At 58.2% G+C, this 19,446-nt stretch carries 20 protein-coding genes; 5 read left to right on the top strand and 15 right to left on the bottom strand.

What is annotated here, in order from left to right:
* Positions 1 to 72: 72 nt before the first annotated feature.
* Entirely contained in the window at positions 73 to 1,353 is a 1,281-nt protein-coding gene (locus tag J2X24_RS15370) for a DUF1173 family protein (RefSeq protein WP_209723560.1), read from the bottom strand.
* Positions 1,354 to 1,950: 597 nt separating this feature from the next.
* On the opposite strand from J2X24_RS15370, the gene J2X24_RS15375 reads away from it, so the two are divergent.
* Together J2X24_RS15375 and J2X24_RS15380 are read left to right on the top strand one after the other, a co-directional pair.
* Positions 1,951 to 2,433: a hypothetical protein gene (locus tag J2X24_RS15375; RefSeq protein ID WP_209723562.1), complete on the top strand. Its 483-nt coding sequence runs from the start codon at positions 1,951 to 1,953 to the stop codon at positions 2,431 to 2,433.
* A gap of 248 nt (positions 2,434 to 2,681) precedes the next feature.
* Positions 2,682 to 2,903: a hypothetical protein gene (locus J2X24_RS15380; RefSeq protein ID WP_209723565.1), complete on the top strand. Its 222-nt coding sequence runs from the start codon at positions 2,682 to 2,684 to the stop codon at positions 2,901 to 2,903.
* Positions 2,904 to 2,940: 37 nt separating this feature from the next.
* Here J2X24_RS15380 and mobF read toward each other — a convergent pair whose 3' ends face one another.
* The 12 genes from mobF to J2X24_RS15435 form a co-directional block, all read right to left on the bottom strand.
* Positions 2,941 to 6,051 carry a MobF family relaxase gene (mobF, locus tag J2X24_RS15385; protein ID WP_209723568.1) on the bottom strand — a complete coding sequence of 1,037 codons (3,111 nt, stop codon included), beginning with the start codon at positions 6,049 to 6,051 and terminating at the stop codon, positions 2,941 to 2,943.
* Between the two features lie 2 nt (positions 6,052 to 6,053).
* Positions 6,054 to 8,585: a type IV secretion system DNA-binding domain-containing protein gene (locus J2X24_RS15390; protein ID WP_209723571.1), complete on the bottom strand. Its 2,532-nt coding sequence runs from the start codon at positions 8,583 to 8,585 to the stop codon at positions 6,054 to 6,056.
* Positions 8,586 to 8,608: 23 nt separating this feature from the next.
* Positions 8,609 to 9,019, bottom strand: coding sequence for a hypothetical protein (locus tag J2X24_RS15395; RefSeq protein WP_209723574.1), 411 nt, complete (start codon positions 9,017 to 9,019; stop codon positions 8,609 to 8,611).
* A gap of 479 nt (positions 9,020 to 9,498) precedes the next feature.
* Complete coding sequence (locus J2X24_RS22800) at positions 9,499 to 9,633, bottom strand: hypothetical protein (protein WP_281064965.1); 135 nt, start codon at positions 9,631 to 9,633, stop codon at positions 9,499 to 9,501.
* 263 nt (positions 9,634 to 9,896) lie between these two features.
* Positions 9,897 to 11,201 carry a hypothetical protein gene (locus tag J2X24_RS15400; protein ID WP_209723577.1) on the bottom strand — a complete coding sequence of 435 codons (1,305 nt, stop codon included), beginning with the start codon at positions 11,199 to 11,201 and terminating at the stop codon, positions 9,897 to 9,899.
* A 291-nt stretch (positions 11,202 to 11,492) separates the two neighbouring features.
* Positions 11,493 to 11,678 (bottom strand): hypothetical protein, encoded by a 186-nt coding sequence (locus J2X24_RS15405; RefSeq protein WP_209723580.1) that lies wholly within the window; start codon positions 11,676 to 11,678, stop codon positions 11,493 to 11,495.
* A 104-nt stretch (positions 11,679 to 11,782) separates the two neighbouring features.
* A complete protein-coding gene (locus tag J2X24_RS15410; RefSeq protein WP_245344729.1) occupies positions 11,783 to 12,181 on the bottom strand; it encodes a single-stranded DNA-binding protein in 399 nt (132 codons plus the stop codon).
* Positions 12,182 to 12,419: 238 nt separating this feature from the next.
* Positions 12,420 to 12,953, bottom strand: coding sequence for a hypothetical protein (locus J2X24_RS15415; RefSeq protein WP_209723583.1), 534 nt, complete (start codon positions 12,951 to 12,953; stop codon positions 12,420 to 12,422).
* 56 nt (positions 12,954 to 13,009) lie between these two features.
* Positions 13,010 to 13,894: a restriction endonuclease gene (locus J2X24_RS15420; protein WP_209723586.1), complete on the bottom strand. Its 885-nt coding sequence runs from the start codon at positions 13,892 to 13,894 to the stop codon at positions 13,010 to 13,012.
* Between the two features lie 224 nt (positions 13,895 to 14,118).
* Positions 14,119 to 14,541 carry an antirestriction protein gene (locus J2X24_RS15425; RefSeq protein ID WP_209723589.1) on the bottom strand — a complete coding sequence of 141 codons (423 nt, stop codon included), beginning with the start codon at positions 14,539 to 14,541 and terminating at the stop codon, positions 14,119 to 14,121.
* 56 nt (positions 14,542 to 14,597) lie between these two features.
* Positions 14,598 to 15,041, bottom strand: a complete 444-nt coding sequence (locus J2X24_RS15430) for a hypothetical protein (RefSeq protein ID WP_209723591.1) — start codon at positions 15,039 to 15,041, stop codon at positions 14,598 to 14,600.
* A 7-nt stretch (positions 15,042 to 15,048) separates the two neighbouring features.
* The gene (locus tag J2X24_RS15435; RefSeq protein WP_209723594.1) at positions 15,049 to 15,348 is read right to left on the bottom strand and encodes a hypothetical protein; all 300 of its coding nucleotides are present in this window, start codon (positions 15,346 to 15,348) and stop codon (positions 15,049 to 15,051) included.
* Positions 15,349 to 15,716: 368 nt separating this feature from the next.
* Here J2X24_RS15435 and J2X24_RS15440 point away from each other — a divergent pair, with 368 nt between their 5' ends.
* Positions 15,717 to 16,973, top strand: coding sequence for an MBL fold metallo-hydrolase (locus J2X24_RS15440; RefSeq protein WP_209723597.1), 1,257 nt, complete (start codon positions 15,717 to 15,719; stop codon positions 16,971 to 16,973).
* Positions 16,974 to 16,990: 17 nt separating this feature from the next.
* On the opposite strand, the gene J2X24_RS15445 is transcribed toward J2X24_RS15440, so the two are convergent.
* Complete coding sequence (locus J2X24_RS15445; protein WP_209723600.1) at positions 16,991 to 17,920, bottom strand: DUF2493 domain-containing protein; 930 nt, start codon at positions 17,918 to 17,920, stop codon at positions 16,991 to 16,993.
* Positions 17,921 to 18,481: 561 nt separating this feature from the next.
* Between J2X24_RS15445 and J2X24_RS15450 the strand changes: the two genes are divergently transcribed.
* Complete coding sequence (locus tag J2X24_RS15450; RefSeq protein ID WP_209723603.1) at positions 18,482 to 18,715, top strand: hypothetical protein; 234 nt, start codon at positions 18,482 to 18,484, stop codon at positions 18,713 to 18,715.
* A complete protein-coding gene (locus J2X24_RS15455) occupies positions 18,715 to 18,873 on the top strand; it encodes a hypothetical protein (RefSeq protein WP_209723606.1) in 159 nt (52 codons plus the stop codon). Before J2X24_RS15450 ends, J2X24_RS15455 begins: the two co-directional genes overlap by 1 nt.
* Before the next feature lie 104 nt (positions 18,874 to 18,977).
* On the opposite strand, the gene J2X24_RS15460 is transcribed toward J2X24_RS15455, so the two are convergent.
* Positions 18,978 to 19,166, bottom strand: a complete 189-nt coding sequence (locus J2X24_RS15460) for a hypothetical protein (RefSeq protein ID WP_209723608.1) — start codon at positions 19,164 to 19,166, stop codon at positions 18,978 to 18,980.
* Positions 19,167 to 19,446: the final 280 nt, after the last annotated feature.

Consider the following 19,446-nt stretch of genomic DNA (forward strand, 5'->3'; position numbering starts at 1 on the left):
CGACGCTGAGGACTCCCGGCTGGGTCGGGTTTGGCGTCCAGAGGAATAGGAGAAGAGCAATTTGCTTTGCACTCACTCCGCCAGCTCCGGTGCGGTTCTGCCGAGACCCTCGATCAGGTCGTAGACCCCTTGCCCGCTCTCGGTTTCCCAAACAAGCGAGTGGCCGCGTGACGCATTGATAAGTTCATCCCGGGTACGGTTGAGAATCTCGCTGTCGAATGCGGTCTTGACGAAGATGTTTACCTGCAGGGGTTTGGTGTCAACGAGGATAATCGACGGCAGCGTCCGTCCCTTGCCAAGATTGTAGGTCATGGGCTTCAGGAATTTCCGGCGTAGCGCCACGGCCGAGTCGATGACCAGTCGGTCGTGCAATGAACTATATGGGATCCACTGCGAATTGACGGCGATGGCAGCGATATCCTCGACGAGCAGTGCCCCGCTCTCGCTGACCGCCGCCGTCACCAGCACGACCAGATGATGGCCTTTCGAACTTTCGGAGCCGTTGGCATTTTCCCGCCACGAAGTGAGCTCGAATCCATACCGATTTGCAAATTGCGCGTATTTTTGATCGCTGAGAAATATGCGTGTCTCCGGCATGCTCTTGATTACGAGTCGCTGGCCGAACTGGGACGGCGACAACTCCTTGGCTTCGCCGAGAACCATCACAAGACGCTTAGGACCCGTGCGGCTGTAAAAGGCGCCGAAAAAGCCCTGCCTCCGCGCCTTGAGACGATCGCTTTCAGCCTGGTTCCACACTGGAGGAATATAGAGAAGGTGGCCGAGTGTTTGCTGCTTGATCTGCGTGCCGTTTGCGACCTCTTGCACATGCTTGGCAACAACCGCCCAGTTGCGCCGGTCCGCCATCATCGGAACCCAACGGCAAAATTCCGCTTTGTCCCAGAGATAGTGCAGAATGGATTTCAAGGTGAGTTTCCGGCTGTTACCGCTGTCCGAGGACGGGCCGTCATTCGCGGCCTCGTCTGGAGATAGGGATGCAGAGGCCGCGCCATCTGCGCGCTTCACCTTTTTCAGAGAAAAATCAACGGTGAGAGACGTCAGGCCGGTAAGCGGCTCTTCGCGAATTGCGCCGCCCAGCAGCGAGCCCAACCCACTCGCTTCGGCCGGCGGTTCATATTTGGGACAGGTGTACCTGTGCTGCCAACCGGTATTGGGCCAGCGTTTCAGGACATAGCGATCGCCCGTGCGGGCGATATAGAGCGCAATGGGTGGATCCTGGCAGTGACACGCGGGCTGCTCGCCTTTGCGGTTGTGGTAGTGGTCCGCAAGTGCGGCCTGGAACCGATTGTCGTCCTCATCCGACTGCAACTCGCCGCACACGCTGAAAGTCGCCATTGTCCTCCCCCTCTTGGCCCCACGAACCGACAGCCCGTTTCTCGCTAATCAAGCGCCGCTTGATTTAAATCAATCGGGGATTAACAGGCAAGCGGTTCGTGCTTTTCGTATCAGGTAAGGCAGCAAAAATGGCGGCTCAGCACCATACTGACGGGACGAAAATGGTCGCAGGTTTGGCTACAGAGCGACTGTGACCGTCACGAGTGTTAAGACTGACCCGATCAACACGGGGACGTGCTTTACATAAAAAAGCTCGTGCCGAATGGCCAAGGATAGAACACTTCGGAGAGGACGGTTGCGCCAATCGTAGGCCTCCGCTTTCAGTGCCTGACGGAATGACATGTAGTGCGCGGCAACTATCAATGCGAACGTGCTCGCGAAGAGTACCCAGGTCTCAAGTACCCCGATTTCTTTATAGAAATAGTCCATCAAGTCACTCCGCCGTGGCTTGTGGTATTGCACATAACTCACAAACATTCGGTAAGTGAAAGCCTTCCAAAACGCTAAGACATTGATGAACGCTGCCTTGCCGGGACTGTTGTCCCAATGACCGGCACTCATGCGGCGCTTGACGAATAGGCGAAATGGCGCATCCTTGTGGCCATGTCTCGGACCGGCGCCACCTTTCCATTTGAAATCCTCGTCGACCTGATGGCGGACCACGATGCGCAGTCTGCCGACGGCACGCCCGTGTCGCGGGTCGAAGATCGGCTGCGGCGGTCGCTTGCTCTTGCATTGCGCGCCGGATTGCAGGCCACGACGATAAAGCTCGACGCCAGGGATTTTGGTTGGCTTTGCAATGCCAGGGGCATCGAGCGCCTCGGGCCGGGTGCAGGGCGCCTTGAGATCGAAGGGACAAGGGTCGAGCGCGCGCGTCGCGCCATGGACAGTCACATCGTTGGCGTCTTCGCGGGTCAGCCGGATCAGGCGTTTCCAACGATCCCGGATCCGAGCCGGACGCCCGGATTTGTTCCCTATACCGCGACACCCGGTGAGAAGGCCGCAATGACCGAAAACCTTAGACGCTCGGCCCGGCTGGCGGCCCTGGCCAATATGGACAACGACGCGCTCATGCAATGACGTGAATGCGAATGGTCGGCCTGCAGTAGGCCCGACGACGGCTGGATGAATCTGCACTGGTCCACGCCGTTTATGCACCGCTGCCGCCAGACTTATCCCCAGCGGGCATCGACGGCGATTCCACCTGAAGTTAGACTCCGTTAACTTCTGAGGGAAGACGCCATGATCGCATCGACCGACCACAATCACTTGGCGCACGATAATTCGCTGCGCTTCCTACATATCGGTTCGGCATCTTGGAAAGTCCCTTGAAGACCTTGGCGGCAAGCGCGGGATTTGCGTCTTTCGCCGACCTCGCCGCCCATGTCAGGACAGGCGCGACCGTAACCGCCAAGGCGCCGGAAATATGCGGCCGTTCGATTGGCAATGCCCTGCTCATCCGGGATGCATGCCAACAATTCGGCCTGTGCGTGGTCGAAGTGGTGTGGTCCGGGCAGGACGAGCGCCTTGTGCTGGCACCTGATGTGTAGCTATCGGCAGGTTATCGGGTAGCGACAGAAGCGCTGGTCAGAGACTGAAGCCGATCTCCCGGACGGTGATCTGCTTTTCGCCGATCTGCTTCTCCTTGTTTGCGTCCTCGGATGTCCCTGCGGCGCCATGCTTTGGTTGCTTCTCTTCCTCTGAGCCTATCTTCGGCTCGCCTTCCTTGGTCACCTTCTGCTTATCCGGTGATGGCTCTTTTTCGGTTTGCTTGATGTCAAGACTGCGTGCGACCGCGTCTCCTATGTGGTCGAGCGCACTTGGGTTGATCCCGTCGTTTTCGGCCAGGCGGCGAAACAATGCCTTGATATCGTCCGTCACGAACTGAAAGTCATACTTTGGGCGCGAGGTCATGACGTAGGCCCGGGCGTGGTTGATGAACTCGCCCATCTGAGACCCCAGGACCGCAATGGCTTTGCCAAAGGACTGGCCCTGCGCCCTATTGGCGGTGATCGCGTAGGCGTGGCTCATGAAATGTGCGACATGGTCATCCTTCAAGCTGATGACCTGCTCCTGGCGAACCTTCCCGCCTTCCTGTTCGATGTCCTGCAGGATGGTGATGCGATCGCCCTGGATGCGCGCTACGGTGAATTCGTTATTGTTGGTGATCCCGCGCTTCTTGTCGGTGATGTTCCAGGCAAGCTGGTCGCCGACAGAGAGCCGTATCTGATCCTGTCGAAAGATGCCGAACCGGGGCGATTTTGTACCTTCGGTCAAGTCCTTCAAACTGACGGAGCGGTTGCCATAACTCTCACTCCAAAGCTCCAGGCGATTGCGGAAATGGTCGACGCCGACCACTTCGTGGACAGTGTGTTTGCCGATACGATTGGTTGGATCCGCCTGGTGAAATATGACATGCTGACCCACCGCATAGCTGCCAATGATGGCAAGTTCCGCCTTCGACTTTCCCTCAGAGGTGTAGATCGTGTGCAGGATGTCTTCGGTGCCAACCCGACCATCCTTCTGAAGTTCATTGCGGATCATGCCGCTGACCATGGCGCGCATCTTGTTGGTAGCGACCACAACCTTTGTTTCGGGACCGAGCTCACGCCACTTCTCGACCGCCGCGGCCGCGAGGTCGAAGTCCGACGAAGACTTCGTCTCGATGATGTACGGCCGTAACGATGGAAGCGCATCGTAGGTCTTGCCGGCGGCAAGCTTCATCACGGCGTCGCGCAGGACCGGCATCTCCTTCTGCCGGATGTTGTCGGTCATTGTGACTGTCGAGGCGCCCTGGTGCATGGCCAGCCGTGCCGGCGCGCCGGCCTCCATCGACGCCAACTGACGCTCGTCGAACGACAATATGACTTTTGCGACGCCAGCGGCCTCGGCCAGGTCGATGATCCTTTTCAAATCATGGTTCGAGAACATCGAAGCTTCATCCAGAAGGAGATACTTGCCCCTCAGCGCCTGGGCCGAGGGGCCGAGCACGATTTGTCCGGTCTGGGCCGTATTTCTGAGCAGGAACAGCTGGGCGGTTTCCGAGGGAATATTCGAGGGGATTTCGCCACGGGCCTTGTGCGTGGGCGCCAGCGCAAACATCTCTCGCCGTCCCTCGCTCAATGTGTCGAGGGATTGCTGAAGGAGGTTAAAGGTCGTCGTTTTGCCGACACCGGCCGAGCCATGCATCATGGTAAAAAGCCGGCCGTCCGTCAGGACGTGATTCACGGCCTTTGTCTGGTCGGCGTTCGGCGCGAATGCCTTGCCCTGGGCCACGACCTGGCAGATCGCGCGATCCACGTCGGCGGGGGTAAAACTCTCCGCCGACACCTTCGATCGGGAAACCTGTTCGACCAGGGCATTCTCCAGATCGATGGCCCGTTGCGTAGTGATGTGTTCGAGGCGGCTTCTGTTTGCCTTGACCAGTTCAGCGCGTTGAAAAAAGCCGGTCTGCAGATAATCATCGATGCGATGGAGATTGCCATTGAACCGCATGGCATCGCTGATGATCGCATGTTGCGTGAATATGGTGCTTTGCGCTTCCTGCGCCCGCAGGCCGAACGCAAGAGACGCCTGAGGCGAGGTATCGCGAATATTGCCGAACACTTTTTCATCCAGATAGCCAAGCACACGACCAACCAGACCAAATTCGCCGAAACGGCTGCGCGACAGGTCCTGCCCTGTTTCCCGCTCGACGGCCGCCCCTCTCAGCCGATCGAGGTCGACGCCTATCGATGTCGCAAGTTCGCGCCAGCCCTCGCGGACCTGCTCACGCGGGGTCAAAAGCTTATCTGGCCGGTCCTTCAGTATAACGGCCTGGCGCTCGGCTGCAGTGAGCGGACGCCCCTTCTCGGCGGTGGCCGCTTCAATATTGGCCTCGATGATCGCATGCCGGCGGGAGTAGGCCTCGATCAGTTCCTGTGCCGGACCAGCACTGGAGTCGAGAGGCTTGGCAGACCGGCCTGACGTGAACTCGGCAATTTCCCAGGTGCCCGGCGTTTTGCCGGCGACAACATTATACCCAAGCGCGCGGGCGCCATGCTGGAGCTCTGCCTGATATATTTGGCCGAGCAGTTGCATGTTCTTGTAGAGATACCTTGTCTCCAAAGCCTGCCACTTGCCATCCTCGCAACGGGTCGTGTTCATCACCACGACGTGGTTATGCATCGCCGGATCTCCGGCACGCGACATTCCGTGCTCCGTCGTGGCGTAAACGAGAGTGCCGGTAATTGTCTCTCGTATGCCTGCCTCCTCCGTCCGGTTGCGGGTGACCGAGAAATGCTTCTCGGCGTAGTCCATGGCACGCTGGACCGCGCGATTGTGCAGGTCCTGCAGCCGTTCGTCGCCAGCAACGAGCGCCATGATTGAAAAGCTCTTGGGGGCGGAAAAGGTCATATCCCAGCCTGGCGCGTGCTTTGGTAGGTCTTTGGCCGCATCGGCGTAGGTCTTGGCCTGATCAGAGGCTCGTATGGCCTCGTCACGCTTTGACAGGGCAGGCCCGGCGCCGTCGGGATTCTGGCCCTGAAGGAGTTTCTTGAAGTCTGCCGGGTCGGCTTTGCCGTCCAGCCCCAGGAGCTTTGCGCCCTCACCGCCCCATTCGAGCCCGGGCTTGTTGGCCTCTCCCGTGACGTAGTAGTCGTCCTTTCCGTAGTAGTCGCCGGACCTGGACGCGCTCTTCAACCGCGTGATTTTCAGCATGGTCAAAGGCTCTGGTCGAAGGTTGGAATGGCCGTTTGATCCTTCTCAACCTTCCTCGGCCCGATGCCTGTGTCATTGGCTCGCACTGGATCCGGTACCGCGTCCTTCGCAACCGCCTGCTGATGCTCGATATCTGGGGAGGTACGATTGAGCTCGGGATTGTCAGGCGCGAGAGGCCCGTCCAGCAGTCGGGCACGTTTCTCCGGGCTTTCATCGTCCATCGGTTCGGCCGCCGCCTTGACCGCGTGTTTGGGCGGGTCGTTAGGCTCCGGCTGGCCGGCTGCCATCGCCCGATTGTCGTTTGTTTGGCCCTCGCGTTTGATCGTCTCAAGGATCGAGAACAGCTTGGATGATGTCTTGTCCTTTTTCATGAAGCCGTCGATTGGATCTGGTCCGGTGCGCGCTTCGAAACCGGGCGTGTCAGTCGACCTGTCCCGGTAACGGAACTTCACTGGTGCGACGGGGAAGGGTTGACCTTCGCGCACGTTCGACACGCGCAAAACGCCCTGGAACATGGGGAAATTCATAATCTCCTCGGGCATGAAAACGAACTCGGTCTGCTCCTTGATGTTCAGCGAGACGCCGTCGCGCAGCTGGTGGGCACCGTAGGACGTGTTCTCCTGAGTGCGGCTGACTTCTCTCTGGCCTATTTGCTCGGCCATGAACCTTGCGGTGTCGGGGTCTTGGCAGCGCAGGATCAGTTTTGTTGCCAGCTGCCCTATGATGGTCTGGGCTTTCTTGTCGCCGTAGATGTCGTCGAGCTGCGAAACCTGCTGCATGCCCATGATCATGGACCCGCCATACTTGCGAAGCCGTGCTGGTGCGTCTGCCAGGATCTCGACCTTTCCCAGCGAGTGGAACTCGTCGAGAATGAGATGGGTGATCTTTCGGGATTGCGCCGGCGTCCGGGTGAACAGCGTCGTAATGGCGATGGAAGACCAGTGCGCGATAAGCGGGCTCAAGGACGCTTCGAGGTGCTGCGGCCTCGAAAGGAAGAGAAGGCCGTGGGTCTGCGGACTATTGATCCACTCGGCGATTGAAAAGGTCTCGTCGCCATTAAGGAGATGCATCATGCGGGTGATCCCGTTGACGATGACCGACCGCAAGGACTCCGAGCGAAGCCCTTCCCGGTCGCCCAGGGTCCGCTCGGCGGGTGTATTTTTGAGGAAATAATGCAGGGTCTCGAAGTCGCCGATCAACAGCCAGATCAGTTCCTCGATGGTCGGCTTTTCACCGCAGTGATGCTGCTTCAGGACACTCAGCTTGTAGCCGGCATTGCAGTAGATCTGCCGTGACGCCAGTGTCCAGTACGGGTCCTGACTGCCCTTCGGAAGCGGGAATAGGTCCGCCGCTGCCTGTTCCCACGAAGCATAGTCCGACAGGTCGTTGAACGGCGACCAGCTGCGCGAGCGCGCGTCGAAGGGGTTCAGAATGATATCCCTCCCCTCCTTGTAATGCGCGCGGATATATTCCAGCTCCGGGTCGTAGATGATCGCGCATTCTCGCCGGGCGATGATTGACTCGATCAGTCCGTGGATAGCCTGTGACTTACCGGAGCCGGGCGATCCAACGACAAGCGTATGCTGGTAAAGCGAATTGATTGGCAGCTCGATGCCGACAATGCGGTGATGAATGTAATCCGAATAGCGCTCAAAGAATTGCGGCGCGCCATGGCTGTTCGCCAGCCTGGACGCCTGCTTGACGATCACCTGGTCCGTATGCGTCAGGACATTGTTCACCCAGAAGGGAGAGTCGATGACCGCGTAATAACGCGCAGTCAGAGGCTTGAACGCATCGATCTCCGTTCCGCCCAACGGCGCCGCGCGACGCCCGAAGTTTCGAGCCTTGGCAATCACCAACGCGGCCCATGGCAAGACCTCGATCGTCCGCAGGACGTGATACAGAATATCGCGCACGGCTGCAGCGAAACCGGTCTCCTTCAAGTGCTTGACCGGCGCCGCCTTCACTCCAGTGATCGCTTCCATAACAGCGCGGTTGATGCCCCGGACGACCTCAACATTGTAACGCTGGATCTGCCTGCGCAGCGACGAGACGGTTGCAATGGTCTGGCCGCGCAGTTCCTTGTCTTCGAGTTTCTGCTGGCCCTGACGAATGAAAAGGATGGTAGCGAGGGCTACGACAGCGACGGCGCCGAGCATGAAAAGGACAAAGCCGTTGCGGATCAGGTAGCCGTACCGGTCCAGGACGGCCGCCACATAGGGCAACTGTTCGTACGCCGACACACTGACTGAAATCTCGGAACCGTCCGGTTGCCTGACCGAAATCGCTTGAGGGAACGGGCTGCCAAAATACTTGAAAGCCTTCGCCAGGATTGCCAACCCGCCGTAGAGCTGCTCGTCATCAGTGGCATGGCGGTTGATGGAGTAGACGCAGAATATCGCCCAGCATGCGAGGATGATGAGGAACTTCTTGGCGATTTCCCAGATCATTTCAAAGGTGTGGGAGATGGTCTGGCCGCCGCGCAGCCAGGCCGCGCCGGCCGTCCGTTCGGGACGTGGTTTTTGCTGTGACATCGACTGAATGCTTTCAAAGAGCGTTAGAGAATGGTGCCGGTATCGGCCGGATCGACGTGCGCGAGGAGCACCTTGGCGAAGTCGAGAACGAATGGGTCGAGCGACTTTTCCATCCGCTTCTGGATGTCGGGAGGGATGTTCGGAGAGGGGCCGAACACGCCGCTGAACGCGCCGGAAATGGCGTCGAGCCGGCGCTTGAAGTCATCGGGATCGAAGGTCAAAGCAGCCTGTTGCAGGCTCAGTGATGCGGCCAGATAGGCGTACTTGGCGGCCGCATGGGTCATGTATTCGCTCACGGAAATCGCGTTTCGTTCGAGCGCTGTTTCGATGATGCTGGTGATTGGAACCTTGGTTCGCGCAGATTCCTGTCTCAATCTGGCGAGTGTTGCGTCGGTCAGGTAGACGCGGACGTGATTACGTCTGGTGCGGGTCATGGGAAATCGCTTTGCTAGGTGGTGACACTTCTGTCGCCATCAGCAATTTCCAACGCATTGAATTTCTTAAATTATTTGGCCAAAAAGTCAAGGTTTTCCTGGCGACACTCAGTGTCGCCAATGGGGGGTGTATAAAGCCTTGAAAGCATTGGAAAAACAGGAGCGCAGCTGTGCGTAATGTGTACCCCTCTCCACCACATCATGACCAGGGTGGTTCTGCTGTCATCTGGTCTGATCATGGGCCCAGCCCAACGGGTCTAACCGTCTTCGCTGTTGACTCCAGCCGGAAGCGCCTGGTTCCACCTCGCCCACGCTTCCGGCCTACTCCCAACGGTACGGACGGGCGTCCCAAGAATGTTGCGCGTGCCATATCTATCGGGACTGGGCCAAGGTCTGCGCCTGGGTTCTAACCCGCCGAGACAGTGTCATCTCGAAAACAAAAAAGGTCCCACCAGACGGATCTGATGGGACCTGTGTGTTTACTTTCTGGAGCGTTTGGCCGGCGCTTTCTTCATCGCCCATTTCGCTTCGAGCGCACTTACCAGTGCCTCGATCTCCGGGTCGTTAAGTGCGGTATTGGTTTGATTGTCTGTGATCGTGTTTTGCGTTTGCATGGTCTTGATCCTTCCTATCGAAATCGATGATGGGACCGAGGGCCAGACCGGAGTCCTCACATGTCACCGGAGAAAACGACCTTTCGTTTTCGCAGGGGAACGGCGAAGCCGTTGACATTTGAGGTGGTCTGGTACGATGGGACTATCATTGATGAGATGGCCGTACCGGCGACCAGCCGGTACTCGTCGCGCCTGAAGGTCGAAGACCGAAGGGCGGCCGGGCTAAGCCAAAGGCGTGCCTGCAAAGCCCGCCACCTTCGCAACTACTTGAATGCCGTGATTGCCGGATCCGGGTCCCCAAACCGTATTGTCACCCAGTCATCGCCCTGGTTTTCAACTGAGGGTTCAACGGTAATCGCGACGGGAAGCCGGCCCTCATCTAGCATCATCTCGAACGGGTTGAGATGGTGGCCTTCCTGAACTTGGTCCTTGGAACCATACCAGTGATGATTGACGTTCAGTTGCTGCACACTCTTCCGGCCGGCCAGAACTTCGGCAAGGTCACGTGCTCCGATTTTGATGTAGTCCCTTCCCAAACCGTGGGTCCACTCGAACCCAAAATCGAATGGCTCGCTCTTCGCAAGCCACGCACCATTCTTTGCATCCCTCACAGGCGTCGGCATAAGGTCACCCAAACCTTCCAGTAAAATCCTTAGCTCGGCTGGAAACTGCGCTTGATCGCGGACGAAAAGATAAGGACGCACCCGATGCACGAGATTGGTTGTCCGCACACGCAAATCTTGCTCGACACATAGGACCAAGACGAAATCAATTGGGCTGCGTCTCCTGAAAAACTCAGCGATGATTGTCTTCGGTTGCGCGGATGGATTTACAGCACGTGGCATCACAAGAGATTGAGATCCAGCATCTGCGATTATGATGCCTGAAAGCCCGGCCGCGCCGCTCAGTTGGCCCGCTTTTTCAACCAATCGATTGTAGAGTGGGTTGCGTGTGAGCGACTGTGGATTTGTAAAGCCAATGTTTTCCGCGAGGGTCATTGGCGATTTTTTTGGATCTATGGTGATTTCAACCTTGGCCGCGGGCTCATCGAACGCGATATGTATGACGTCCTGCCCCTGCCGAAGTTGTTCCCGAACCTGTGGTGCAACGCGATCTTTCACGAAGGCTCCGATTTCGGATTTTTTCGGCAGATGCGCGACCATTTGGGTGCCCTTTCCCCTCGGCCGAAATGCTGTCCCGAACTTGAAAGTGCATCCGCCGATCGGCATGCCCATTTTCGTTTTCGCGGCTTCTACCATCTCCATGAACAGGTCAATCGGATTCTGCTCGACTATACCGTCGTCAGAAACACAGGTGACGTCAGCCACAAATGCGCCCCCAGCCCCGTTGAATTGAACATCAGGGCACCTGCCGGTTTCGAGTGGTAGCTCCGACTGCACGCTGCCGCCTTGCGCCAGTGCTTCAAGAACCACAACCTCCCACATCGCCCCCAACCTGCCGTCTTTGGGACCATTCAACTTTGCAACGAGACCGTCCACCACTTTCCCATCCATTTTTTGGCGAAGGGCGTCGAGGCGTGTCTGGATAGCGCGGCGAGAAAAGATCATTTGTCATCCTTTTTGCCCCTCCATTCGTTTGAACAATGTACAAACCTTGGCTGGCAATACGGACGATATAGGCTCCCCGGCCCTATTTCCAAGTTAGACCAGGGAGCCCGCCATACCTCGCTTCGACGACTTGGTTTGGCACATCGCTGTAACCTGCAACGCGCCTCGCCGGATTATAATCGAATTATAATCGGTTTACTGCCGATCCCGTCCGAGGCTCGACCCGGCACGATAAACCCCTCGGACGATGATCCAAGGGGCAAACGGGTTTGATATGGAATTCAACTGGCGTCACAGTTGCGTATGGCTTCTGCTATTCCCCAGTTCCGTCAGTTCGAGGCGACAGTCTTCGGCCATCTCATCCAAACGATCGTGGGCGGCGGCAATCTCGTAGTGCCATTTCCAGTATTCTGGGTCTTGGTACATGCTTGCATCATCGTCTGGAATGCCAGAGTCGTCATAGAGGTCTACCAACATGGATTGCGCTCCATAGGGAAGGCTCGCCGGCTTTCACCGGTCAAGGTCGAGAGATCGGAACGTTCATAGGAAGGTTGGGGCCTCGTGGGAGGCCCCTGCCGCGATCAGAATGGAATTTCGTCGTCGAGGTCGGCGGGTGAGCGGGTGGCTTCCTCTGCCTGGTCCTGTTGGCGGGATAGCGGCTGCAGGGGCAGGATATTGGTTCCGTTGATCAGGGGGACCCGCTGCTTGACGCCCTCGCGATCGGTGAATTCTTCGTAGCGGAAGGTGCCCTCGATTTCGACCAGCTGACCCTTGGTGACGTTCCGGTCGATGTAACCGATGGTACCTTCGGACCAGAACTTCACGCGGTGCCATGTGGTGCGCTTCTGGCCCTGACCTTGTCGATCCTTCCAGTACTCTTCGGTTGCGATGCTCAGGGTCGCGACCTGATTGCCATTGGGCAGCGTCGCGATTTCAGGTTCCGCACCGAGACGGCCGATCAGTTGAACTTTGCACTTCATGGGTAGCTCCACTTGGACTGACCCTCGGGGCTCATCCCCTTGGGCTCGCGGCTCGACCGCGATCATGCGTCCGTATTCCTCGGCGAAGCGCCGGGTCTCACCCGCAGGGCCGAAACGCAGTGGAGGAGGCTTGCCCTTGAGACGCGGAGCCGCTGGGGTAGGACAAGCATATTGATCGCTGTCTGCCCGCCGCAGCCTTGGGATGAACGCCGGACATCCGCAGGAGCTACCGCTCGGTTCAAAGGTCCTTCCAGGTTTCTGGGGGGAACTTGGCTTCGTTGATGAAGGTGTCGAGCAGATCGTTCGTCGACTGCATCCGGACGTCTTCTGGATAGATCAGCGCCGCCCAGCCGCCGAATCCATCGGAGCGCATCTTTGTGCAGGTGTAGGCGCCGGACACAGTGAAATAGGCGACGGTTTGGGACCGCCTGGTGATATCCTGCAGCATGACGATCCATGCGGAATACTCAAGATGCGCGTCGAGATCGAAGTGCGTCCCGTCGTCATCTCCACAGTATCCGACCTCGTCCAGCCATTGACCGACCGGCACCAGAACGCGGCTTTCCACGCCAGCGCTTTCTGAATAGGCTCGCCTGAGTTCGCCAGCCTTCACGGCCGGCATCTCCTCCACGGACAGTTCGGCAAACAGGTAGACGCCGTCGTCGTTCACTTCCGATTGCAGCATGTGGGTCAGCAGGAAAAGCTCCAACGCTGTCACGCCACCCAACGGAATATCAGGCTGGATAACCAGTGGAGAGTGATAGTCGGCCATTAGGGACCTCCAAAAGTTTGTGTTACACCCTTTGGTCCCTTTCCTTGCCTTTGGTCCTAGGATTCGACCGTGGCGTCTGGGTTTCGGATGCCATTGCATTCGGGATATCGGGTGCAGCCCCGGAAGGTCTGGCCGATGTACCGGCCGCGGCGCGCAACCCGTTCCGTCAGGGGACTTCCGCAGTCCGGACAGGTCGAGCTGTCGAAAGAGGCAAAGGCGCGACTACGCCTATCCGTAGGTGCTTCAGCGAAGCTTCCGGTCCGGATCAGCTGATGCAGTTGCTCCCCTGTAACCAGGGTGAGGTTCTTGCCGAAGGCGAACTGGGCAGCGTCCTTGGTATAAATTCCCGCACTGACAACGAAGCCGTTGGCCGCGCCCCGCTCCGCCATCAACCCGTATAGCTCCCTGACCTTCTCCACACTTACCTTCTGGGCGCGCCAGTGCTTGCACTGGACGAGCGAGACTTCGGTACCGCGTGTCAGCACCAGATCTATGCCGCCGTCCGGGCCTGCCCGTCCGGTATATGTCACGCTATATCCAACAGAGGCGAAGGCCCTCCCTACGAGCCGTTCGAACTCTTGCCAGGTCATGGCGTGCAGCGCCGAATGCAACAGAGAGGACGCGACCTGTTTAAAACGGTGCTGGTCGCCTCTGGCCTGAAAATGCCTGATGAACCACAAGACCATGCTCAAGGCGAGAACGAGCGGAACCAAATACTGGAGCACGATGGCGAACGGCTTCAGCAAGGTCAGAAACAGGGCGTCATGGAGCGGAATGTCATTCGGGCCGTGCGCGCCACTGGGGGAGGCAGTTTGCAGGCGGCTTATCTGATTGAACATGATATAGGCTGCAAGGGCGACCGGGGCCGTCACAAAGGGTGGTAGGTTCGCAAGCCTTTTCACCAAGCCCTCGAACTGTCCCGCTTCTGGATTACGTCTCATTGTGCCCCTCCCCGTCGCAGGTACCCCCTTGCGGCCGTCGATCGCAAATCTAGGAATCCGCGACCAGAGGGTCAAGACGCCTAGGAAACATCACGGAATGCACACCTAAAGTGCTTTATAAAGGTAATGAGCTTTTTGCAGTGGGCTCATTGATTTTACGAACAAAAATCCCGCCACCGTTTCCGGCGGCGGGATCTCAGACGGTCAATTCGAGCTCTCCGGAATCAATCGATTGCCTGGCTAATGAGGGCACTTTCCGGGTGGGTATAGGAAAATTCCCGTAGCTTTTCGAAGTTGTCGACGAGCCCGTCGTTCGGGACCTTAAAAGACAGATGGGATAGCGCAAACAGTGTCGCGACGATCCCCGCGGCGTCTTCCGACATTTCCCCGGAAAAGCCGTTGCCCCACCATTCCACAGTCATGCGGCCATATTTGTCCGGTGCCATGTAGTAACCGCCATTGGACAGGCGATAATAGTTCCAGAACCCACCGCTATAGGCTGGGCACAGTCGCGCCATGAAGTCGAAGACGGTCGCTTCTGCGATCAACAGGTTTATCCCGGGCAAAAGCTTGGGAATAAAGGTCCCACGCTCCGCTTCGGGAACCAGCTCGGCGATTGGAGTGTTGGCGAGAGTCGTGTCGGACATCAGAGGTCTCCTTTTTTGACGGAATATCCGTCAAGCCAGGCCCTCCCCTTTGTCTTTCACTCGGTCTCGTCGCTTGCACGCTTTCGCCGCTCAGTCTCGATCTTCGCCTGGAGCTTGGGAACCTTCGTCCCCCATTTCCGCTTCAGCTCAGTCCCGTAAGGCTTCCGAAAATGCGGTGTGTGTCGGGCAATGCCTGCGAGGATGACGTAGGTATCGAACTGCTTCAGGTAGATGAGCCAGTCGTCGTCCGTGCTATGAAAATGCAGATGCATCCAGCCTGTGGCCTTCAGAAGATCGTCGACGTCATTAGGGTTGTCGATGCCTGGCCTGTAGGCAAACCCTGGCAAGGCCTTGCCCTGCTGGATCGCGAAGATGATCTCGGCGGCCCTGAGTGCATCGGCCCTGTCCAAGCCTGAGAAGGCAGTATCGAAGTCGTCAGTCGTGAATACCTCTTTCGGCACGGCCGCGATGCGGTCGTCTGTCAGGTAGGTCTCCAGCATGTGACGACTACTTTACGCCGTAGTGGGCGAGAATATCATCGGGGCTGTCAAACTTCGGAAGCTTGTTGAGCTTCGCGGTCCCCGCATCGACGGCATCCAGAACCTTTTTCAGCTCTGGCGCATATTGCCCCAGGTCTGCATGCACATCCATCAGCGTGACGGTCTTGCCGCCATTGCGCTTATGAGACGTAACCAGTGCCCCCTTGGGCGCCGCTTTGCCCGATGACAAATTCAGGTCAAACGACGTCGCGTAATGCATCACCACACCTGGTGCACTGCCCGTTTTTTCGATTTTCGTCCGCGACATGTTGTATTCCTTCGCTCTCAATATTGTCCCTAGGGGGTTAAAAGTCAATTAGAGCGAGGGTGATCTCCCCTATCGCTCAACATAGCATATTCGCTGTCCTTTTCCTTTCTTTTCTTCGGTTCCACAGCGGATTGCCTTTCGCTGCACCCGGCAGGCAATGCAGCGCGCGAGGGATCGAGGCCCGAAGGGCGAAGACCCGCGCAGCGGGGCTGACTTGCGACGAGCCCGGTCCCGTCGAAGACGGGACGCGCCCCCTTCCCCTCACTGCGGCAAATCGGCGCTAAGCTGCGTTTGATCTGCCCGCAACGGATCGTTAGAAGATGGGGTATGGGACGGATCTGATCCGATTGAACAAGGGGCGCCACGTCATGAAGGTGATCCGGGACCAATGGCCTGTCGGCCAAGGCTGCTTTGCTTCGGGGATAATCGATGCCGACGGCGACGCTCCCCTTCATTACGTGTACGACTGTGGCGCGCGGAACCTCACCCACCTGACGCCGATCGTCTCGCACTATACCGAGCGAACCGATAACCTGCATGCCCTGTTCGTTTCTCATCTGGACAGCGACCACGTCGACGGTCTGGACAGGTTGCTCGCAACCATGAGCACGGACACCGTCTACTTGCCCTATCTCGACGTTGTCTCCCGCACCCTGGCAGTGATGCAGGCGGACGCCGAGGACAGGCTGACCGGCACCTACCTGGAAGCCGAAATGCGCCCGGATCAATGGTTTGGCTCGCGCGGCGTGGGACGGGTGGTGTTCGTGCAGAATCAGGGGCGGCCTCCGGAAGACGGGTTTGTCCCGCGCGAACCCGATCGGCCAAGAGCCACAGAAAAGGACAGAGCGACCCGGCTTCAGGAATACGGAACGATCCCGTCCAAAGACTTCTCGTCTTCGGTGTCGCACACCCGCGGCGGACAAGTTTTCGAGATGCAGGTCGGCGGATATATCGAGGCTGTCACTGCAAATCAGACGAGCTGGCTTCTGGTGCCCTATGTGCCGCCCGTCGACCAGCAACGCGCCAAGGAGTTCCGCGCGCGGGTGAGGCAGGCGCTGAACTTAGGAGCAAATGCGCGTCTGACTGCCGACAGGATTGTCCAGCACCTCAGGACCAAGACCGGCCGCCGGGCCCTGCGCGAATGCTACTCGGCGATTATCGACGGGGGCGCTGCCCGAAACCATAATCACGTGTCGACGTCGCTCTATTCCGGACCGGCATGGCCAGGTCAGGCCAGAGGTCCGGTCTACAACTATTGGAACAATCCCGCTTTCTCAGCTTACATGGGCCTTGAGCCGAATTTCACCGGCTGGCTCGGCACTGGCGATGCAAAACTGAAAGATGACCGCACGCGCCGGCTTTGGCTGGACTTCTACAGGAACCTTGCGCCACAAGTCGGCACGCTGCTCCTGCCACACCATGGCTCGCACAGGAACTGGCACGCTGACCTCCTTAATCAACTGCCTGCCAGGTGTTTTATCGCGGCAGCCGACGACCAAGACGCCGGATACAGGCACCCCAGCCCAGGTGTCGTTCTGGATATTCAGTCAGCGCACAAAACCCTGATCCATGTAACAAAGGACCTTTGTACTCGCTTCAGCGAAACCATTCAGGTCGGCTCGTGAAGTCAAAATGGCGGCCGTCAGGCCGCCACCTTCCGAGCCGCGACGGCGACCTTGTACGTCAGGATGCCACGCTCGGCAGCTTTCTGGGCGATGTTGAGGACGATGCCGGAAGGCTCCGCATCTTTCTCGTCCAACGGATTGACCGGGGTCGGCATGTAGAACACCATGACCGGCTTCAGGTTCAGCAGGGTATCGTTGGCCACAAAGGGCGCCCGCCGGCCGTGGGATTTGGCGAAATCGGTCTTGTGCACGATGACGTTGTTGGTCTTGGCCCACATCATGGCGATTTTCTCGGCGCCGAGATTTCCGGTGCAGGCGAGCTGCATATCCGGGCACTGCGCCTTGGCGAAGTTCAGGGCAGCGAAAATTCGTTCGGCATCGGCCTGGGTCGATGCAGTCTGGACACCGCGGAAGACGACGTACTTCGCCGTGGGCTCGGCGCCCTTCTGACTTTGATGGCGCTTGCGACGCAGGGTTTCGCCGGCTTCCATGACGGCATAGGTCGTCAGGCGGTTGGTCGTTGATCCACGATAGGGCGTCCAGACATCGCCGGTCTGCACTTCGTAAGTCCGTTCGGCAGAGCGACGGAAGGTTTCGATGACGACAGCCACGGCTTCGAAGTAGCGGGAGCGCTCGGTCGCATCCTGAATTTGATTGTCCTTGACCTCGGACCCGTCGAATTCCCGATGGAGGCTGTTGAGCTCGTTGGTCGCGCGATCATACTCCCGCTCGATCCGCTGCTGGGCCGCATGGATGCCACCGATGATACAGTGGGCGATCATGCTGGCGTGTTCCTCGGTCGCATCCTTGCCGAAGGTGTCGAGGATCTCGGTCATGATAGCGTGGCCGAGGTGCTCGACCTCCCCTTCGGACGGAAACGGTCGTGGATCGTTGGCCAGCCCGGTGACGTGGTCGTAGCTGGTGATCGGCGTATCGAAGAAAGACATGTGCGTGAACCTGAAAATGAAGGAAACCCCATTGGGGTGAGGCCTTCGGACCTGGCCTCTGAACCGCGTTGTCCACCGGCCAATTCGCGCGCAACGGGGTCGCCGCAGGCGACACGGCTTGCCCCTTGCGCGTAGAAGAATTGGACCTGTGGCAACCGTTCAGACCTCAAGGCCAGGTCGACACGCCTCACCCGGACTCCGGTTGCCTTCCCTGAGCCACGCACTCGCCAATCCGGACGCCTCCAGGACGTTCCTACACGGCGCATCAACCAACCAACCGCCTTGCCCGACGGGGTATCACACACCAGCCGCCGCCACGCCGATGGCCGGAGGCGCGGCCAAGTTTACCAGGGACAAGTCACGCGTTGATACAACAGCAACCAATCGAACAGAGGGTCGATGCGATGAAAGAAATATTGCGAACGATCGAAGGAAATCGCTACCGAATGAAGTGATTGTTCACCGCTATGTTCAGGGCGACACACGCGGACAATATGTTTGACATCCGACGCCGAGGTCATCGACTTCGACTATGCTTCGCGGCAACGCTAGGAGCATTCGATGAACCCGTTCTGGCCCCATCTGGCATCGCGGCTACGCCATTACAGCGCAGCACTTGGCTGGCAAGCTTTGATGCTCTTCGTCGCGTTTGTCGGGTACTGCGTCGCTTCCGCGATCCTCGGCCGAATGGCGACGTTTGCATGGTTCGCCGGAGTCTATGTCGCAACCGGCCTCGCCATTCAGCTAGCTAAGGAAGTGTCACTGTGCCGCCGTGCGCTCTCGGGGCGGCAGTGATGGCTATACTCATGATCGGCCTTGCCTATATGGTCGTCATGGCCAACCTGGTCATCGCCGGCGCCCCCGATGTTACCTTGACCATCGCGACAGGGACCATGGCCTTTTTGATTGTCATCGTCGTCTGGACAAGCCTTGCGGGAATGGGACGATCCTGAGCCCCGCGCCAGCAACGAGGCGAACTAGAAAGCCTTAGTTGTAGATATGGAAAAATGCCCGCCATTGCTAGCGCGGGCATTCAAGTTCACCGCTCAGCGATGGCTTAGTCGTGGTTCATATGCGCGTCATGGTCACCGGTCTTTTTGCCGGTATCCTTTTCCTTGCAGCAGCAGCACTTTTCAATGGCTTCGCAGCAGGACTTTGCGGCGTCTTTGACGGCTTCGGGGGCGGCTGCATATGCGCCGCCGGCGGCAAACAGGGTAAAGGCCGATATTAGGATGATACGCTTCATTTTATAACTCCATCGATAGGTTGAATAGGGGGTTCAGATTTGTGGAGTGTTAGCGTGGCGGTGGCGCCTGCGGTTGATAGGTCAGGCTGGCAAAATGATCATGCTGTCGGACGTAACGCATTAGCAGAGTAAGGGTAGTATATTCGAAATGAAATTCCGCCTGGGCCAGGAGCGGGCATTGCTGACCGCACGTCTTGGCCGCCGCCGGCGCCTTTTCCGGACAGCAAGGCATGTCAGCGTGCGCGCTTACCATATCATGCGAAACGGGCATCGCCGTCGT

It is taken from the genome of Asticcacaulis solisilvae, assembly GCF_017875235.1.
Taxonomy (GTDB): domain Bacteria; phylum Pseudomonadota; class Alphaproteobacteria; order Caulobacterales; family Caulobacteraceae; genus Asticcacaulis; species Asticcacaulis solisilvae_A.

What these genes read in the sequence shown, in the direction of transcription:
- J2X24_RS15405 (WP_209723580.1), bottom strand. Translation starts at nt 11,678, where the DNA reads ATGTTGGTAGACCTCTATGACGACTCTGGCATTCCAGACGATGATGCA.
- J2X24_RS15435 (WP_209723594.1), bottom strand. Translation starts at nt 15,348, where the DNA reads ATGTCGCGGACGAAAATCGAAAAAACGGGCAGTGCACCAGGTGTGGTG.
- J2X24_RS15430 (WP_209723591.1), bottom strand. Translation starts at nt 15,041, where the DNA reads ATGCTGGAGACCTACCTGACAGACGACCGCATCGCGGCCGTGCCGAAA.
- J2X24_RS15425 (WP_209723589.1), bottom strand. Translation starts at nt 14,541, where the DNA reads ATGTCCGACACGACTCTCGCCAACACTCCAATCGCCGAGCTGGTTCCC.
- mobF (WP_209723568.1), bottom strand. Translation starts at nt 6,051, where the DNA reads ATGCTGAAAATCACGCGGTTGAAGAGCGCGTCCAGGTCCGGCGACTAC.
- J2X24_RS15445 (WP_209723600.1), bottom strand. Translation starts at nt 17,920, where the DNA reads ATGTCTTTCTTCGATACGCCGATCACCAGCTACGACCACGTCACCGGG.
- J2X24_RS15460 (WP_209723608.1), bottom strand. Translation starts at nt 19,166, where the DNA reads ATGAAGCGTATCATCCTAATATCGGCCTTTACCCTGTTTGCCGCCGGC.
- J2X24_RS15455 (WP_209723606.1), top strand. Translation starts at nt 18,715, where the DNA reads ATGGCTATACTCATGATCGGCCTTGCCTATATGGTCGTCATGGCCAAC.
- J2X24_RS15415 (WP_209723583.1), bottom strand. Translation starts at nt 12,953, where the DNA reads ATGGCCGACTATCACTCTCCACTGGTTATCCAGCCTGATATTCCGTTG.
- J2X24_RS15390 (WP_209723571.1), bottom strand. Translation starts at nt 8,585, where the DNA reads ATGTCACAGCAAAAACCACGTCCCGAACGGACGGCCGGCGCGGCCTGG.
- J2X24_RS15395 (WP_209723574.1), bottom strand. Translation starts at nt 9,019, where the DNA reads ATGACCCGCACCAGACGTAATCACGTCCGCGTCTACCTGACCGACGCA.
- J2X24_RS15420 (WP_209723586.1), bottom strand. Translation starts at nt 13,894, where the DNA reads ATGAGACGTAATCCAGAAGCGGGACAGTTCGAGGGCTTGGTGAAAAGG.
- J2X24_RS15400 (WP_209723577.1), bottom strand. Translation starts at nt 11,201, where the DNA reads ATGATCTTTTCTCGCCGCGCTATCCAGACACGCCTCGACGCCCTTCGC.
- J2X24_RS15450 (WP_209723603.1), top strand. Translation starts at nt 18,482, where the DNA reads ATGAACCCGTTCTGGCCCCATCTGGCATCGCGGCTACGCCATTACAGC.
- J2X24_RS15370 (WP_209723560.1), bottom strand. Translation starts at nt 1,353, where the DNA reads ATGGCGACTTTCAGCGTGTGCGGCGAGTTGCAGTCGGATGAGGACGAC.
- J2X24_RS15440 (WP_209723597.1), top strand. Translation starts at nt 15,717, where the DNA reads ATGAAGGTGATCCGGGACCAATGGCCTGTCGGCCAAGGCTGCTTTGCT.
- J2X24_RS15410 (WP_245344729.1), bottom strand. Translation starts at nt 12,181, where the DNA reads ATGAAGTGCAAAGTTCAACTGATCGGCCGTCTCGGTGCGGAACCTGAA.
- J2X24_RS22800 (WP_281064965.1), bottom strand. Translation starts at nt 9,633, where the DNA reads ATGCAAACGCAAAACACGATCACAGACAATCAAACCAATACCGCACTT.